The organism is Streptococcus sanguinis, assembly GCF_026781265.1.
Lineage (GTDB): Bacteria > Bacillota > Bacilli > Lactobacillales > Streptococcaceae > Streptococcus > Streptococcus sanguinis_T.
Genome location: NZ_JAKUVC010000002.1, coordinates 36540 through 52924, shown reverse-complemented (window position 1 = coordinate 52924; position 16385 = coordinate 36540). Strand labels below are relative to the sequence as shown.

At 44.2% G+C, this 16385-nt stretch carries 13 protein-coding genes and 1 pseudogene; 3 read left to right on the top strand and 11 right to left on the bottom strand.

Annotation, left to right across the window (positions count from 1 at the left end; all coding sequences use genetic code 11):
• The first annotated feature begins 134 nt into the window (after positions 1-134).
• Both MK370_RS01090 and MK370_RS01085 read left to right on the top strand, forming a co-directional pair.
• Positions 135-2303, top strand: coding sequence for an ABC transporter substrate-binding protein/permease (locus MK370_RS01090; protein WP_268683822.1), 2169 nt, complete (start codon positions 135-137; stop codon positions 2301-2303).
• Entirely contained in the window at positions 2303-3043 is a 741-nt protein-coding gene (locus MK370_RS01085; RefSeq protein ID WP_002895249.1) for an amino acid ABC transporter ATP-binding protein, read from the top strand. Before MK370_RS01090 ends, MK370_RS01085 begins: the two co-directional genes overlap by 1 nt.
• A 57-nt stretch (positions 3044-3100) precedes the next feature.
• Here the strand turns inward: MK370_RS01085 and MK370_RS01080 are convergent.
• Positions 3101-4886, bottom strand: a pseudogene (locus MK370_RS01080) (serine hydrolase domain-containing protein).
• Positions 4887-4999: 113 nt separating this feature from the next.
• A complete protein-coding gene (locus MK370_RS01075) occupies positions 5000-5191 on the bottom strand; it encodes a hypothetical protein (RefSeq protein WP_268683821.1) in 192 nt (63 codons plus the stop codon).
• A gap of 616 nt (positions 5192-5807) precedes the next feature.
• Between MK370_RS01075 and MK370_RS01070 the strand changes: the two genes are divergently transcribed.
• Positions 5808-7334, top strand: a complete 1527-nt coding sequence (locus MK370_RS01070; protein WP_268683820.1) for an ATP-binding cassette domain-containing protein — start codon at positions 5808-5810, stop codon at positions 7332-7334.
• Positions 7335-7409: 75 nt separating this feature from the next.
• Here the strand turns inward: MK370_RS01070 and MK370_RS01065 are convergent, their stop codons facing one another.
• The 9 genes from MK370_RS01065 to MK370_RS01025 all read right to left on the bottom strand — a co-directional run bounded on the left by MK370_RS01065 (position 7410) and on the right by MK370_RS01025 (position 16295).
• Positions 7410-9146, bottom strand: coding sequence for an ABC transporter ATP-binding protein (locus MK370_RS01065; protein ID WP_268683819.1), 1737 nt, complete (start codon positions 9144-9146; stop codon positions 7410-7412).
• The gene (locus MK370_RS01060) at positions 9136-10878 is read right to left on the bottom strand and encodes an ABC transporter ATP-binding protein (RefSeq protein WP_268683818.1); all 1743 of its coding nucleotides are present in this window, start codon (positions 10876-10878) and stop codon (positions 9136-9138) included. The genes MK370_RS01065 and MK370_RS01060 overlap by 11 nt, the downstream gene beginning before the upstream one ends.
• A 96-nt stretch (positions 10879-10974) precedes the next feature.
• Positions 10975-12162 carry an MFS transporter gene (locus MK370_RS01055; protein ID WP_268683817.1) on the bottom strand — a complete coding sequence of 396 codons (1188 nt, stop codon included), beginning with the start codon at positions 12160-12162 and terminating at the stop codon, positions 10975-10977.
• A 125-nt stretch (positions 12163-12287) separates the two neighbouring features.
• Complete coding sequence (asnS, locus tag MK370_RS01050; protein WP_268683816.1) at positions 12288-13634, bottom strand: asparagine--tRNA ligase; 1347 nt, start codon at positions 13632-13634, stop codon at positions 12288-12290.
• Between the two features lie 22 nt (positions 13635-13656).
• The gene (locus MK370_RS01045; RefSeq protein ID WP_002906354.1) at positions 13657-14022 is read right to left on the bottom strand and encodes a VOC family protein; all 366 of its coding nucleotides are present in this window, start codon (positions 14020-14022) and stop codon (positions 13657-13659) included.
• A 179-nt stretch (positions 14023-14201) separates the two neighbouring features.
• Complete coding sequence (locus MK370_RS01040) at positions 14202-14552, bottom strand: hypothetical protein (RefSeq protein WP_268683815.1); 351 nt, start codon at positions 14550-14552, stop codon at positions 14202-14204.
• A 9-nt stretch (positions 14553-14561) separates the two neighbouring features.
• Positions 14562-15155 (bottom strand): hypothetical protein, encoded by a 594-nt coding sequence (locus MK370_RS01035; protein WP_268683814.1) that lies wholly within the window; start codon positions 15153-15155, stop codon positions 14562-14564.
• Positions 15156-15169: 14 nt separating this feature from the next.
• Entirely contained in the window at positions 15170-15589 is a 420-nt protein-coding gene (locus tag MK370_RS01030) for a hypothetical protein (RefSeq protein ID WP_268683813.1), read from the bottom strand.
• A 232-nt stretch (positions 15590-15821) separates the two neighbouring features.
• Positions 15822-16295, bottom strand: a complete 474-nt coding sequence (locus MK370_RS01025; protein ID WP_268683812.1) for a hypothetical protein — start codon at positions 16293-16295, stop codon at positions 15822-15824.
• Positions 16296-16385 lie beyond the last annotated feature (90 nt).

The following is a 16385-nucleotide window of genomic DNA, read 5'->3' as shown; positions in this document are numbered from 1 at the left end:
CAAAGAAAAATTGCGGCTCAACTTACAAAAACAGAGAGTTTTATATGTTAGAAAACCTAACATATAAACAGGAGAAATTTGCCTAATCAATGATTTTCTGCTATAATGCTAGAATGCTAAAAAGGAGGAAGAAAATGAAGAAAAAATTCTTAGCAGTCTTGCTAACATTATTTCCATTTTTTGCGTTAGGGGTGACAGCCCAGGCAGATACGGTCAAAATCGTATCCGATACTGCTTACGCACCATTTGAATTTAAAGATTCTGATCAGACTTACAAGGGGATTGACGTTGATATCATCAACAAGGTCGCAGAAATCAAAGGTTGGGACATTGACATGAGCTTCCCGGGCTTCGATGCAGCTGTCAATGCCGTCCAAGCTGGTCAAGCGGACGCCATCATGGCTGGTATGACCAAGACAAGCGAGCGTGAAAAAGTCTTTACCATGTCTGATACCTACTATGACACTAAGGTCGTTATCGCGACACGAAAAGAAAACACCATCAGCAAATACGAACAGCTGAAAGGGAAGAAAGTCGGTGTAAAAACAGGAACGGCTGCCCAACGTTTCCTTGAGAAGAACAAGGATAAGTACGGCTACACTCTCAAAACCTTTGACACGGGTGACTTGATGTATAACAGCCTTTCTGCTGGTGATGTTGACGCAGTGATGGACGATCAGCCGGTCATTGAGTACGCCATCAATCAAGGCCAAAACCTGAAAATTTCTATGAAGGGTGAGGCTGTCGGAAGCTTTGCTTTCGGTGTCAAAAAAGGCAGCAAACACGAGCACTTAGTTACTGAGTTTAACGAAGCTTTGGCGCAGATGAAAGAAGACGGCAGTCTGGAAGAAATCATCAATAAATGGACTGCTTCTAAAGGCAGCTCTGACTCGGCTGTTCCAGAGACTTCTACTCCTGCCGGTCAAAAAGCTAGTCCGACAAAGGACAAATACATCATTGCCAGCGACTCATCTTTTGCTCCATTTGTCTTCCAAGATGACAGCAACCAATACACTGGGATTGACATGGATCTGATTAAGGCTATTGCCAAAGACCAAGGCTTTACTGTGGAAGTAACCAACCCTGGCTTTGATGCAGCTATCAATAGCGTTCAGACCGGTCAGGCTGACGGAATCATCGCTGGCATGTCTGTCACAGATGCCCGCAAGAAAACTTTTGACTATTCTGACCCTTACTACACAGCCAACTCTATCTTGGCAGTCAAGGACAGCAGCAATATCAAGTCCTACGAGGAACTCAAGGGCAAGACTGTTGGTGTCAAAACCGGTACCGCTTCTCAGACTTTCCTTGAGGAAAACAAGAGCAAGTACGGCTACTCTATCAAAACATTCTCAGATGCAGCTTCCATGTATGACAGCCTTAATACTGGCTCCGTCGCAGCTGTGATGGATGATGAGCCCGTTGTCAAATACGCTATCAAACAAGGCAAGAAGCTTAAAACACCTATTGAAGGTACACCAAGCGGCCAAGTCGCTTTCGCAGTTAAAAAAGGCAGCAATCCTGAGTTGATTGAGATGTTTAACAACGGACTGGCCAACCTCAAAGAAAGCGGCAAGTACCAAGAGATTTTAGACAAGTATCTGGCTAGCGAGGAAAAAGAATCCACTGTAGATGAGTCCACTATTTGGGGCTTGCTGCAAAACAACTACCAAGAACTTCTTAAAGGTCTGGGAGTGACGATTGCTTTGGCTCTGATTTCATTTGCGATTGCTATGGTCATCGGGATTATCTTCGGTATGTTCAGCGTCAGCCCTTATAAACCGCTGCGCTGGATTGCAGAAATCTTTGTCGATGTCATTCGTGGTATTCCACTGATGATTGTGGCAGCCTTTATCTTCTGGGGCATTCCTAACCTAATCGAATCCATGACTGGCCAACAGAGCCCAATCAATGCTTTCGTTGCAGGAACCATCGCCCTCTCTCTCAATGCCGGCGCCTATATCGCAGAAATTGTCCGCGGGGGTATCCAAGCCGTTCCTGTTGGACAGATGGAAGCTAGCCGCAGCTTAGGGATTTCCTACTCCAAGACCATGCGCAAGATTATCCTGCCACAGGCAACCAAGATTATGCTGCCAAACTTTGTCAATCAGTTTGTCATCGCACTCAAGGATACAACGATTGTCTCAGCCATTGGACTGGCCGAGCTCTTCAAAACTGGTAAGGACATCATCGCCCGCAACTATCAGAGTTTCCGGATGTATGCTATCCTAGCCGTGCTCTATCTCATTATTATCACGCTCTTGACCCGCTTGGCAAAACGCTTAGAAAAGAGGATTAAGTAATGGCAAAATTAAAAATCGATGTGAATGATCTTCATAAATATTACGGGGAAAACGAAGTCCTAAAGGGGATTACTGCTAAATTCTACGAGGGCGATGTGGTCTGCATCATCGGTCCTTCTGGTTCTGGTAAATCAACCTTCCTGCGCAGTCTCAACCTGCTAGAGGAAGTCACAAGCGGGACTATCACGGTTGATGGCTTTGATCTGACGGACAAAAAGACTGATGTGGATCTGGTACGAGAAAATATCGGTATGGTCTTCCAGCACTTCAACCTCTTCCCGCACATGACTGTTCTGGAAAATATCACCTTTGCTCCTGTTGAGCACAAGCGCTTGACCCAAGACGAAGCAAACAAGCTGGGGATGGAGCTCTTGGAAAAGGTCGGCTTGGCTGATAAGGCTGATGCCAGTCCAGACAGTCTGTCCGGCGGTCAAAAGCAGCGGGTGGCAATTGCTCGCGGTCTGGCTATGAATCCGGACATCATGCTCTTTGACGAGCCTACTTCTGCCCTTGATCCTGAAATGGTCGGCGATGTTCTCAACGTTATGAAGGATCTGGCCCAGCAAGGTATGACCATGCTGATTGTGACCCATGAGATGGGCTTCGCCCGCCAGGTAGCCAACCGCGTTATCTTTACCGCTGATGGTGAATTCCTAGAGGACGGCAAGCCTGACCAAATCTTTGACAATCCACAGCATCCACGTCTTAAAGACTTCTTGGACAAGGTGCTGAATGTATAAAACCAAACGAAGAGCCAGCTTATATGCCGGCTCTTTTCTTGTTTCTGAATTTTTAAATTACATCACCCACCATTGATAAAGTGACCAGTAGAGGATATTAGATACTATCGCAAGGGCAGATAGACTAGTCAGAACTGTCAGGAAAAGGCGACCTTTTCCGAGCCCCTTTCGAGCCTTGCTAAAGAGCGGATAAACCGCACAAATTGCCAAGATTAACCCTAGACCAGCAAATGTCATGAAACGCCAGCTAGCCAGAAAACTCAGATCGCTGACAGCCAAAGCACTAAAGAAGAGAGCAAAGTTGACAGCCACACCTACTCCAGCTAAAGAAGTTAGGTAAGTCCAGATACGAAGAGGTTTTGGTGTTTTAGATTGACCTTTTTTGAAGACCAAGCGGAAGAGATCCAGTCCGCCCCGTGCCAAAAAGAGAATAAAACTAAAGACAATTCCAATAGCTGCTAAAATCAGGATGGTCCAATCTCTTATCACATCCGAATTCTTTACCTTAACGCTGTCGCCATAAGCTGCTGTTACTTTTTCCGTTCCTGCTTGATTGCTGACAACCGCATAGTTCTGAGTCAAAAGCTGGTTGTCCGCAGATTTCTTGACAAAATTTGTATAAAGCAAACTTCTGGTAACGGAGAGAGGTCCTGTCGCAAAATGACGTGCCGGTCTGTAATAGCCAAATTGAAATGCATCAAAAGTCTCTTGACTCGTCTTTTTCTTAGGTCCAAAGACCAAGGCAGGCATCTCAAAGTTATAAACGGACTCGTGCTCTTGATTGGTCATAACTGTCATGCCAATACCATTTTTCAAATCCATAAGTAGATAAGAGGAATACCCCATGGTATTACCGCTATGGCCGACAACAGTCATGCCAAACTCTGCATCCCAAAAACCGTGCATATTGAGCGGCATATCCGTTCCCGGATAATTCGAAGTTGCCGTATAAAGGGTCGCCCAAGTCTCAGCTCGCTGGAAGAGCTTCTCTTTCTTCAAAAGCGCTTGGGCAAACTTCTGAAAGTCAGCCATGGTAGAGGCAGCATACCCCATTGGATAGAGCGCTGAGTATAAATAGGCAGTCCCCATCGAAGTCTGACCATCTGCACGATAGGACAAGGCCTCCATTCGCTTCTTATAAACCTTGAGATTATCCTTAAAATCTGAAGACATAGCTGTATCATTCATCTCTAATGGCTGGAAGATATGCTCATGGACATAGGCAGAGAAGTCCTGTCCGGAGATTCGCTCGACGATATAGCCCGCCAAACCGGCAGAGAAGTTTGAGTAGCTGGTCATGGTGCCGGGTTCGTAGGACTGGGTTGGCTGATTAGTGGCTAAGCTTTCCTCAATTGTCAATCCTGTCTCTTCCTTATAGCCCTGAATTGACTCGCTAAATCCCGCCTGATGGTTCATGAGGTCAATCATCGTGATCGGCTTGTCATAGCGAAGGTTTTTTAAAAATCCCTCTGGCAGATAGGTGCGGATGTCTTCCTCTAGGTCAATCTTTCCCTCTTCCCAGAGCTGCATGACGGAGACCCAAACCGTCAGCTTGGTAACCGATCCCCATTCAAAAATGCTGCTATCATCCGTTTTGACTTTCTTTTCCTTGTTCATATAGCCAAAGTTTCCTTTGTAGATGGTGCCATCCTTATCAAAGACCGTCGTCGCCAAACCAGCTGTTGTTTTTTTCATGTTCCTTGACAAAGTCTTGGATTTTCTGACCGATTTTATCACGGTCCGTGCCAGACGGCAGCTTCTGCTCCTCAGCCAAGGCTGTAACCGGCCGGAAGAGTCCTAGAGTTATAATCGTTAAAAGTGTTAGAATAAATGATTTTTTCATGATATTTCTTTTCTATTTAGCTTCAACAATCGCATAGGCGATACTTCTGTATACCATTCGGATAAAAATTCTTAGCATATCTTTCTCCTTTCTTAAGCAATGATTTGCATCATCTAATCAAAAGTCACTGCTTCTACAACCACTCTTGTCGTTTCCTCTTTCTTGACATGATCCTGAATTTTTTGGCTAATCTCAATGACCGCCGTGTTAGACTTCAAAGATTGCTCCATCGTCTTAGCTTGAGGCGTTTTTACTAGTCCTAAGCTTAGGACTGTCAAAAGCCAGAGAAATAAAATTTTTGGCATGGTTTCTTACTCCTTAGATACAATTTAAAATGATGACTGGAATCTATCCCATTCCAGCTCTTCTTATCTTTTACAAATTTTAGGCCAATTTGTATAATCATTTTATATATATAATTTTTATATACAAGACGATTATATATAATTTTCGGGCATATGTGAATTTTTATATAATTAAAAAATTATATATTGAAATCAGCTTAAAAGCCTTGAAACCAATATCCTTAGAGAGCTTATAAAAATTAGCTCCAAAATCTTTTAAAAAATTTTTATTTATTTGAAAGCGCTTGACGAATCTGCTATCTTCTGCTAGACTTAAGACAGAACTATTTCGGAGGTACACGGAGACATGAAAAATTAAGTCTATTTTTTAAAGGAAACTTTATTTAGTAGATTTTGTCATGTTTCTGCATACCCGCGGTATGTTCGTTTTCGGTGCTTTCTAGCTTCTATTTGCTTATCTTTAGATCAATCCTGTCACTCCTATGACAGTGCAAGCTAGAAGCCTATAGACGAATATTCCTACTTAGACACTCTTGTGTCTGCTTTGTGCAACTAAAAACAGCTCTGCTAAATAAAGCAGGGCTGTATTTTTTGTTATAAAACGAAGGAGACATCTATGCTTCAAATAAGAAATCTAACGATCACCCACCTAAAAGACCTGAAAGAGTTAGTCAAAGATTTGTCACTGACTGTCAATCAAGGAGACAAGGTCGCTATTATCGGTGAGGAGGGCAATGGCAAGTCCACCCTGCTCAAGCTCCTACTAGACGAGCGACTGGTCAGTCCCTATGTCAGCTACAGCGGACAGATTAATAAGTCCTATACTGCTGCTGTCTACCTGCCCCAGCAGTTGCCTTCAGAAGATGCCCAACTAACGCTCAATGACTATTTCTTTGCTGATTTTGAGACAGAGCTAGACTATGCCAAGCTCTATCGCTATGCTGGAGAGCTCAACTTTGACAGCCAGCGTTTTGCCAGTCAGCAGCAGCTCTCTAGCCTATCTGGAGGAGAAAAGCTCAAGGTCCAACTCATCAAGAAACTAGCCAGCGATTGGGACATTCTCTTTCTTGACGAGCCCTCTAATGACCTTGATCTCGAAACTCTGACTTGGCTGGAAAGCTTTATCAGCCACAGCCAGAGAACGGTTCTTTTCGTCTCTCACGACGAGCACTTTCTCGCTCAAGCTGCGACCAAGATTGTTCATCTGGAGCGAATCAAAAAGAAGCAGGAGGCTAGAACCAGTGTCAAGAGTCTGGACTATAAAAATTACCGCCATCAGCGTCAGGAGGCTTTTGAAAAACAAGGGCAACTAGCACGGAAAGAGCGGGAAGAACACGCAAAGACCATGGAAAAACACCGACGGGTTAAGCAGAGTGTGGAGCATACTTTACGAAACACCCATGACGCTACTGCAGGTCGACTGGTGGCTAAGAAAATGAAAAACGTCCTCTCGCAGGGCAAACGATTTGAAAAGGCAGGCGCTGAAATGACAGAAATTCCGACACAGGAAGATGCCATCAGCCTTCACTTCTCAGATATAGAAGCTCTGCCATTGACCAAAAGAATCCTCAAATTAGAAGGAATGAAGCTGAAAACAAACGAACGACAACTGGCGGAAAATCTGACTCTGGAGGTCTGTGGCCAGGAAAAAATCGGACTAATTGGTACTAATGGTGCAGGCAAATCTACTCTGCTTAAAGAAATATGGAAGTTCCTGCGTGAGCGGACAGATATTCGGGTCGGCTACATGCCCCAGCATTACGGCGACTTGCTGGCTGATGAGAGCAGCCCTTTGGACTTTCTGGCTCCCTCTGGCGACAAGTCCCAGGAGGAGAAAATCCTGACTCATCTAGCTAGCCTCCAGTTCACGCGCGACGAGGCCCGCCACCCGATTGAGCAGCTTTCCGGTGGCCAAAAAGCCAAGCTCCTCCTGCTCAAACTTGTCCTAGATCGTCCCAATGTCCTCCTTCTGGACGAACCAACCCGCAACTTCTCTCCCACCTCTCAGCCTCAGGTTCGCCAGCTTTTGGCGACCTATCCTGGCGCCATTATCGCTGTCTCCCACGACCGAATCTTTCTCAAAGAAGTCTGCCAGAAGATTTATCGACTTACGGAGGAGGGATTGGAAGAAGTTGAACTATAAGCAAAAAGAGTTGGAAATCCAACTCTTTTAGTTTTGTTTAGTATCAATCTGTGAACTTTAATAAAGCTCTTCCTTCTACTCCTGCGCCGTCTGCATTTGGTAATAAACACCTCTGGCTGCCATGAGCTCCTGATGATTACCATGCTCGACGATATCACCATCTACCATGACGAGGATGATGTCAGCATTTTGAATAGTGGACAGGCGATGGGCAATGATGAAGCTAGTACGACCAACCATGAGCTTGCTGAAAGCCTCCTGAATCAAGACTTCTGTCCGGGTATCGATAGAGGAAGTCGCCTCATCCAAGATTAGGATTTTAGGAACCGAAAGGAAGACACGGGCAATGGTCAAGAGCTGCCGCTGACCTTGAGACAGTGAGTCCCCAGCATCCGCCAGATAGGTGTCATACCCCTGAGGTAGCTGCTGAATAAAGAAATGCGCGTTGGCCGACTTGGCAGCTGCAATGACCTCTTCTCGGCTGGCATCTGGCCGGCCAAAAGCTATGTTGTCGTGAATAGTCGCCGTCTTGAGCCAAGTCTCTTGCAGTACCATACCAAACTGCTGACGATAAGAAGCTCTGGTGTAATGTGTGATGGGAACATCGTCTAGCGAAATAAGACCACTGTCTACATTGTAAAAGCGCATGAGGAGATTAATCAAGGTAGACTTGCCAGCACCAGTTGGCCCGACAATTGCGACCTTGCTAGCTGCTGGAATCCTTATATTCAAATCCTGAATCAGCTCTTTTCCAGGCTCATAGCCAAAAGCCACATGCTCAAAGCTAATCTGTCCTTTGACATCTTCCGACTGGAGGATTTCCTGACCGGGCTCAGCTATTTCTTCTTGGTCCAAAACGCTGTAAATCCGCTCCGCACAAGCTAAAGCGCTCTGCAATTCCGACATGACAGACGATATATCATTGAAAGGCTTGGTGTACTGGTTGACATAGTTGAGAAAGGTTACCAGCTGCCCGACCGTAAAACCTGTTCCCTGAATGATTCGGACAGCCCCAAAGCCCACAATCAAAGCATAGATCAGGGCATTGATAAAACGAGTCGAAGGATTAACCGTCGAAGAATAGAAAATAGCCGCCTGCGAATAGTCTGCATAAGTTTGATTACTGCGAGTAAAAGCTGTATCAAACTGCTCCTGAGCATTAAAAGCCTGAATCAAACTTTCCTGGGTCAGACTTTCCTCAATCAACTGGGTCTGTGCCCCTCTCGCCTGTGTCTGCCGTTGGAAAAAGCTAAAACTCTTTCTAGCAATAAAGCGAGCTAAGAAGAGAGAAAGGGGCGTCAAAAGCAGAACCAAAAGCAAGAGGAAAAAGTCCAATCTGGCCATGCTAATGATAGTCACTAAAATTGTCAGCAAACCCACAAAAAATTGATTGAAAACCATAAGCAGGCCATTGCTGAGCTGCTCCAAGTCCGTCGTCACCCGACTAACCAAGTCGCCAGTTCCCTGCCGATCCAGATAAGCCAAAGGCAGATAGTGCACTTTCTTGATGACGCCTTGACGGAGCTGCTGGCTATAGCGATAGACCAGCTCATTATAGAGCAAGGGATTGAGCCACTGAATCAGCGTATTGGCTAAGATAACCAGCAACATCTGGCCCAAAATCGGCATCACATGCTTCTCCGCTTGAGGAAGAAGAACACTATCAACCGCATTTCCGATTAAAACTGGGAGAAGAACAGTCAGAGCCACTTGAGCCACCGTTCCCAGACTAGCTAGGAGAAAGAGCCAGCGCGCCTGCAGCAAATCTCGAGTCAAACGCCTCAAACTGCTAGATGATGTCTTATGCTTCATGCTTGTCCTCCTCTTCCTGACTATGCTGTGAGTCATGGATTTCTCGGTAAATGGCAGAGCTGATTAAGAGTTCCTCATGGCGACCAAGGGCCACCTGCTCTCCCTTATCTAGGACTAAAATTTGATCCGCTGAGCGCAAGCTATTGGTCCGCTGAGAGATCAAGACCAGACTGGTCTCTGTCAATTCATTCTTAATAGCCTGCAAGAGTCTAGCCTCTGTCAAATAGTCCAGAGCTGAGGTCGCATCATCTAAAACCAAGAAAGGTGCCCTCCGCAAGACAGCTCTGGCAATGGTTAAACGCTGACGCTGACCGCCAGAAAAATTCCGACCAAAGGCCTCTACAGTCGCATCCAAGCCACCTTCCTTCTGAGAGACAAAGTCCGCCGCCTGAGCAATCTCTAAAGCCTGCCACAAGTCTGCATCTGTTGGCTTGGTTGACAATCCTAAAGTCAGATTGGAGCGAACAGTTCCTTGAAAAAGCTCCGCCTTCTGAGGCACAAGACTAATCCAAGACCGCAATTCGCTCAGATTTTTAGGACTGCGTCCTTGGGAAAAGATGGTCAACTGACCAGCAGCCACAGGATAGAGATGGGCCAGCAGCTGAACCAGGGTAGATTTACCTGATCCTGTTCCGCCAATAACTCCCAAAGTCTGGCCGTTTTTCAAATCAAAAGTCAGACCTGTCAGGGCTGGACTAGCTGCATTTGGATAGGAAAAGCTGACCTGCTTGACTTTAATGGCTTGATTCGGCAGAGCGGTTTCCTGCACTAATTCCTGCAGAACATCTTCTTCTGCTTGCTCGAATACCTGACTGATACGACCTGCACTGATATAGCTTTGATTGAGTGAATTGACCAGCATAGCCAGCTTGAGCAATTCCACCAAAATTTGCAATAAATAATTAACCAAGGCCACTAGCATCCCCTGGGTTAGCAATCCCTTGCCGATAAAGGTATTCCCCTGCCAAATCACAGCAATCAGGGTACCATTGACCGTAAGAAAGGTCAGAGGGCTAATCAGACTAGCCAAAGCTCCCGTCCTAATTTGCCAGGTTTTATAGAGCTCGTTGCGATTGCGAAAGGTCTGAACCTCGCGCTGGGTCTGACCGAAAGCTCGTATAACCCGCATGCCCTGCAGCTGCTCACGCGTCAAATTGACCAATTGATCTGTCAGCTGACGAATCTTGGCGTAGAGAGGATTCATCAGACGTGACATGAGAACGATAATAGCCGTTAAAATTGCCACCATGAGCAAGAACCACAAGGTAATGACCGGACTGATAGTAAAGGCCATGATGATGGAGCCAAAAACGATAATGGGCGCCCGCAGAAAGAGACGAAGAAATTGATTGATTCCTGTCTGAATCTGGTAGGTGTCGCTCGTCAGCCGAGTCACCAGGCTAGAGGTCGTCAGCTCATCCCGACTAGCCTTGGGCAAGCGCAGAATCTTTTGATAGAGGTCACCTGTCATCTGACGAGTAAAGCCCACTGCCGCCTTTGACGAATAATACTGGGCCACCACCGCTACTACCACGCCCAGCGTAGCCAAGCCCATCAAAAGAAAAACCATCCAGTAGAGATGGGAGCTGTCGTGTCTAGGAATGGTCTCATCAACAATACCCGCAATCAAAAGCGGAACCAAGAGTTCAAAACTGGCCTCCAAGAGCTTAAACAAGGGTCCCAGCAAAGACTCCCTGATATAGCCCTTGAAATATTTCAATAAATCTTTCATACTTCCTACTTCTCCATTAAACTGTATTTATTTTACCATAATTTTCAAAGGCTAAAAAATATTCTCCTTCTGACCAGCAGAAAGAGAACATTAATATTAGACTTCTTGTAAGTTCTGGCTTATTTTCTTTAGACCTATATACAAAAAAGGTGTCGTTGCTAATAAGAAGCCGCCTAAAACTATAAAAGTCCAGTCAAAGCCAAAGTAATCAATCAACCAGCCCGTTACAGGGAAAATGACAATCATACTCAGACTGAACATCATAGAGTAGACACTAAGCATGGTCGCCCGTACCTCACTTGGCAGCTGCTTTTGCAAATCATTGTCAAAAATCGGCTGGAAAAGAGCATACAAGGCGTTGCTGATTAGATAAATCAAAATATAGATAACTGGCGTTCCAAAATAGGACAACAGGTAGCTTGCTCCAGTTAGAAGGACCACTGTAGGAAAGAGTTTTAGGGCAGAATACTTCTTTCCAATCACACTCGCCAGATAGACTGCTAAGATATTCAAAGCACTGCCAATCAGCATGACTACCGAAATCTGCCAATCTTTTAAGTCAGGCAATTGATTCTGATAATAAAAATAAAACATACACATCAAGGTGCAGATGATTTGAGACAAAATCATCCAGATAAAAAGACTGGGATTCCTATGCAACTCCTCTTTGACAGCCCAGATAATCTTTTTCATGGTCAGACGTTCTGCTTTCTCTGCTTTGAAACTAGGTTCTTTCAGCATCCAGGTCAAAAATAGAACGATGATGGAAGTCCCAATCATGATATAGTAGGTCAGATACAATTGTCCGTGGACAAAAAATCCAGCCCAGACCGTTCCCAAAGACCGAGTCGCTTCAGCCACCCCAGACATAAAACTGGAGATGGATAAGTAACGTTCCTTGAGTCCGGCCTCCACAGATGAATCATAGACCATGGCTGCGCTTGTCCCCGAATCAAAATTATAGGACCAAGCACTAATCACCATAGCCAGTGCATAGATCCAAAAGTTCCCCTGCCCGGCCAACATGAGAACAGAAGACACAATCCCGGCTATCCGGCTCAGATACAGATTGGTCTTGTAGGAAAAGCGATCCGCCAACATCCCAGAAGGAATTTCACAAATAACGCTAGTCGCATGAAAAATACTTTCCAAAAGCCCAATCTGCCAAAGTGACATTCCGTTTTTACTGAGAAATAAAATCCAAAAACTAGTAATGCCTAGAAAGGCAAAAAATTCAACTCCAGCCATCAGGCCGATATTTTTCCGATAACTTTTTTTAAACATATTTTCTCCTTTAACAAGTGTTTTTTCATTTCTATCCTTTGTCACTTGTTAATCTGCTGTTTACATGATCTCCACCTCTTCTTTCTAGTGCTTTGAAAAAACGCCCCCTGGGCGTTTTCATTGATTTACGGTTTAATACGGTGCAGCATACGTGGGAATGGAATGGCTTCACGGATATGCTTGGTTCCTGCTACAAAGGTTACCATACGCTCGATACCGATACCGAAGCCACCATGTGGAACTGTTCCATACTTACGAAGATCAAGGTAGAATTCATATTCTGTCGTATCCATACCAAGGTTATTCATTTTAGCAACAAGAGCATCGTAGTCTTCCTCACGCATAGAACCACCGATGATTTCACCGTAGCCTTCTGGTGCAAGTAGGTCTGCACAAAGGACACGGTCTGGATTTCTAGGAACAGGCTTCATGTAGAAAGCCTTGATAGCTGCTGGGTAGTTCACGACAAAGGTTGGTACACCAAAGTGGTTTGAAATCCATGTTTCATGCGGTGAACCAAAGTCATCTCCATGTTCAAGATGCTCATAATCTGCATCCTCATCATTTTCATGAGCTTGCAAGAGATCAATCGCTTCATCATAGCTAACACGCTTGAAAGGCTCAGCAATATAGCGTTTCAAAAGATCTACATCACGTTCCAGTGTTTCCAAAGCTTGAGGAGCACGGTCAAGCACGCCTTGGATCAAGGCTTTAACATAAGCTTCTTGCAAGTCAAGTGACTCATCATGCGTCAAGTATGAATACTCTGCATCCATCATCCAGAACTCCGTCAAATGACGACGGGTTTTTGATTTTTCTGCACGAAATACAGGCCCGAAGTCAAAGACACGACCAAGAGCCATAGCACCTGCTTCCAGATAAAGCTGACCAGATTGGCTCAAGTAAGCTGGAGTTCCGAAGTAGTCTGTTTCAAAGAGCTCAGTTGAGTCTTCTGCTGCATTTCCTGACAAGATTGGGCTGTCAAACTTCATAAAGCCATTCTTATCAAAGAATTCATAAGTAACATAGATGATGGCATTGCGAATTTGCATCATAGCTACTTGCTTACGAGAACGCAGCCACAAGTGACGATTGTCCATGAGAAAGTCAGTCCCATGTTCTTTGGGCGTAATTGGATAGTCATTTGACTCACCGATGATTTCGATGTCTGTAATGTCCAGCTCGTAGCCAAATTTTGAGCGCTCGTCTTCCTTGACAATCCCTGTCACATAGACAGAAGTTTCTTGGCTAAGCTTTTTAATCGTATCAAACTTCGCCAATCCTTCCTCTTCGCCAAATTTCTCGATAAAGTTAGGCTTGAAGGCCACCCCTTGGAAAAAGGCAGAGCCATCGCGCAACTGCAAGAAAGCAATCTTACCCTTACCTGACTTATTGGCAACCCAAGCACCGATGGTCACTTCTTGACCAACATAATTTTTCACATCAATAATTGTTACGATTTTCTTTGACACGTTTTTTCTCTTTTCTATTTTTTTATTCTTTATGACAGACTGCCTCGACATTATTACCATCTGGATCCAAGACAAAGGCTGCATAATATGATGAAAGGTTCCCCCGATAATTTGGCGCACCGTTGTCTTTTCCCCCTGCCTTTAAACCAGCCTCATAACAAGCTTGAACCTGCTCATGGTTTTCTGCCAAAAAAGCAAAGTGAATCGGAGACTGCTCTCCCTCCCCCAACCAAAAATCTCCACCAGGATGTGGGCTGTTGGGAGCAACAAAACTGAGTAGAGAACTACTTCTAAAAGCCAATTTGTAGCCTAGAGGAGAAAGAAAACTTGTATAAAAGTCTTTTGAAATTTGTAGATTCCTGACCTTTATCTCAAAATGATCAATCATATCTGCCTCCTAGATTGGTTGCTAAATGTCACTTTATTTCAAGACAAATCTTTTGGACATCTGTTCTATATTTTACCATAAAGCGATTGCAATAGCTATCCTTGAAGAGTCTAAATCTCAGAAAAATTAAAAAACCAGCCTCCTAAAGGCTGGCGGATAACTCTCTCTGAATAAGAGGACTAATTTTTCGTTCCATATAGCAGTCGATCAACCATGTCATCATCATAGTTCAAGACTTTTTTCAAAGCCATCTTAAAACGCTGATCGCTGAGAATCTGACCTCCAGGACTCTGGTCAATCGTCGCATAATTCCCCTCCCCATCCTGAGTAAAGGCTACAGTGAGCTCTTGGTCAGGATCTTCACAAACATCTCTCCGAGGATCTTTTGAACTGGTAGACGGTCGAAAGTCCATTCTTTGCAGACGAAACGACAGTTCTTTATGAAAAGCCGCAATATCCTTCTGACGATTGGTCACTGGCTCATGTTTCTCCAGCCAAGTCAAAAGATCTTCTCTTGTAATATATATCATCTTCCCCTCCTAAACCAAATCAAAGTTCGCCCTGTAAATGACCGTATTATAGCTTGGGCTAGCTGCTGACAGAGCTGCTTGAATGATATGGAGCACCCGCTGCTGTTGACCTTCGAAAGCTATGGGCAGAAGCATATTGGAGACATTTTTGACAATCACTCCCTTGGTGAATTCCCCATCTTCATAAGAAAAATCCTGCTGATGAAAAATGGTCTTGGTCTTAAATTCAATCACCTGTCCTTGCAAGATTATCTTATAGGTTTTCTTCCAGTTGGTTCTGCCACCAAAGCGATAAAGGACCAGGTAAATCCCCAAATCATGATCTGCGACCCAATCGCCAGTCTCAAAAACTAGCTCGTCATCAATCCCAGCCTTCTTTAAAAGCTCAATCCCTTCTTCAGAAATCATCTCATGCACGAACTTCCAACTTCCTTCTTGGGGAAGAGACGCTGCTCCCTCAGTCTCCTTCTGAGGGCTACTAATGACTTCTTTGTGGTGAACTCTTTTAGGGGTAAATTCCTCCTCCCAAGTCATCTCTTCTTTTATGTCACTTACAGCCCACCTACTAGGAAAAAAATCCAGATACTTTTCTAATAATCCCATATCCTATCTCCTCTTTATCTGTACTCCACGTGGTTTACTTCCCTTATCTTTGTATCATAATAAGGGTTAATTTGCGACAGGGCATGTTGAATCACTGTTACGATCTTGTCCTCTCGTCCCTTTAAAACCTTGGGAATCACAAGCTGGGAGATTGTTTCTGTTGATAGACCTTTTACACTTTGATCTTCCTCATTGCGAACTGGATATCTATCGGCCCGCTCTTCTTCTAGGCGAAATTCAAGCAAGTGCCCTCCGAGCATCATGGCTAAAACCTGATATTTCCCTTCCCCAATACGAAATTGCTTGACACAGAGAAAAATCCCTCTCTTCTCATCCTCTAGTAAAAATGGCAAAGCCAGTTCTTTTTCTTCAATAGAAAAATCCTCGAGAAGCTTCTTCTCTCTTTCCTCTATTTCCTTTCTGATAAAACCCATTTTATCTCCTTTTGTACAAAATAATCTTCATCCCTATTATTACTTAAGTAAAAAGACCATGAGGAACACACTGCAAGTCAATAGAATGCAGGGCTAGACCAAATGGACTTCTTTTATTATACACTGAAATACCGTCGTCTTCAACTAAATACTCCTCAAATTTTTAAGTCGTCTGGTGATTCCTATCAGAAAGTGACTTATACATAGTTAATCTAGCATTGATAGCTGCTATTTAATCAATCGGCGGATTATCCTTTACCTCTTCTTCCGTCTTCCAGTAGTTCATACTGCTTTTCTTAGTATCTACCTCCATCTTTTTATTAAGTCTAATATCGACTTTATAATAGGCGCGTTTAATTAAAAACTTTTGACTGTTATCTGCAGAACCCCAAGTTCTACAAACCATCAAAAAACTTGCAGAGCCCTGTCCGGATATCTCTTCTTTAGTGTAAGAACCGGGGGCATTGGGACGTTCTAAGATTCTCATATTTAAATTCAATTCTGGCGGGTAATTGTTCAAATACCAGTCTATTCGGGACGAGTCATTCTCATAATATTGGATACGATAGCGATGACCTTTGGCTTGCAGACTATAGCCATTGGATTCAGAAATAGTGGTCCAACCCTGCTCTGAATCAAAGAAAACATAAGCTCCTAGCAAGACTAGACCGCCTAGCAAGAATAAGAAAATCAAACGACCTTTCATATTATTCTCCTTCCACTATTGTTTAAATCCTTCATCAGCTGAATTCTAAGCGAAGCCAATTAACATTTATCCATGCCAAAGCTTACTAAT

Excerpts from the sequence above, each read along its gene's own strand:
- MK370_RS01090 (WP_268683822.1), top strand. The coding sequence starts at position 135 with ATGAAGAAAAAATTCTTAGCAGTCTTGCTAACATTATTTCCATTTTTT.
- MK370_RS01085 (WP_002895249.1), top strand. The coding sequence starts at position 2,303 with ATGGCAAAATTAAAAATCGATGTGAATGATCTTCATAAATATTACGGG.
- MK370_RS01075 (WP_268683821.1), bottom strand. The coding sequence starts at position 5,191 with ATGCCAAAAATTTTATTTCTCTGGCTTTTGACAGTCCTAAGCTTAGGA.
- MK370_RS01070 (WP_268683820.1), top strand. The coding sequence starts at position 5,808 with ATGCTTCAAATAAGAAATCTAACGATCACCCACCTAAAAGACCTGAAA.
- MK370_RS01065 (WP_268683819.1), bottom strand. The coding sequence starts at position 9,146 with ATGAAGCATAAGACATCATCTAGCAGTTTGAGGCGTTTGACTCGAGAT.
- MK370_RS01060 (WP_268683818.1), bottom strand. The coding sequence starts at position 10,878 with ATGAAAGATTTATTGAAATATTTCAAGGGCTATATCAGGGAGTCTTTG.
- MK370_RS01055 (WP_268683817.1), bottom strand. The coding sequence starts at position 12,162 with ATGTTTAAAAAAAGTTATCGGAAAAATATCGGCCTGATGGCTGGAGTT.
- MK370_RS01045 (WP_002906354.1), bottom strand. The coding sequence starts at position 14,022 with ATGATTGATCATTTTGAGATAAAGGTCAGGAATCTACAAATTTCAAAA.
- MK370_RS01040 (WP_268683815.1), bottom strand. The coding sequence starts at position 14,552 with ATGATATATATTACAAGAGAAGATCTTTTGACTTGGCTGGAGAAACAT.
- MK370_RS01035 (WP_268683814.1), bottom strand. The coding sequence starts at position 15,155 with ATGGGATTATTAGAAAAGTATCTGGATTTTTTTCCTAGTAGGTGGGCT.
- MK370_RS01030 (WP_268683813.1), bottom strand. The coding sequence starts at position 15,589 with ATGGGTTTTATCAGAAAGGAAATAGAGGAAAGAGAGAAGAAGCTTCTC.
- MK370_RS01025 (WP_268683812.1), bottom strand. The coding sequence starts at position 16,295 with ATGAAAGGTCGTTTGATTTTCTTATTCTTGCTAGGCGGTCTAGTCTTG.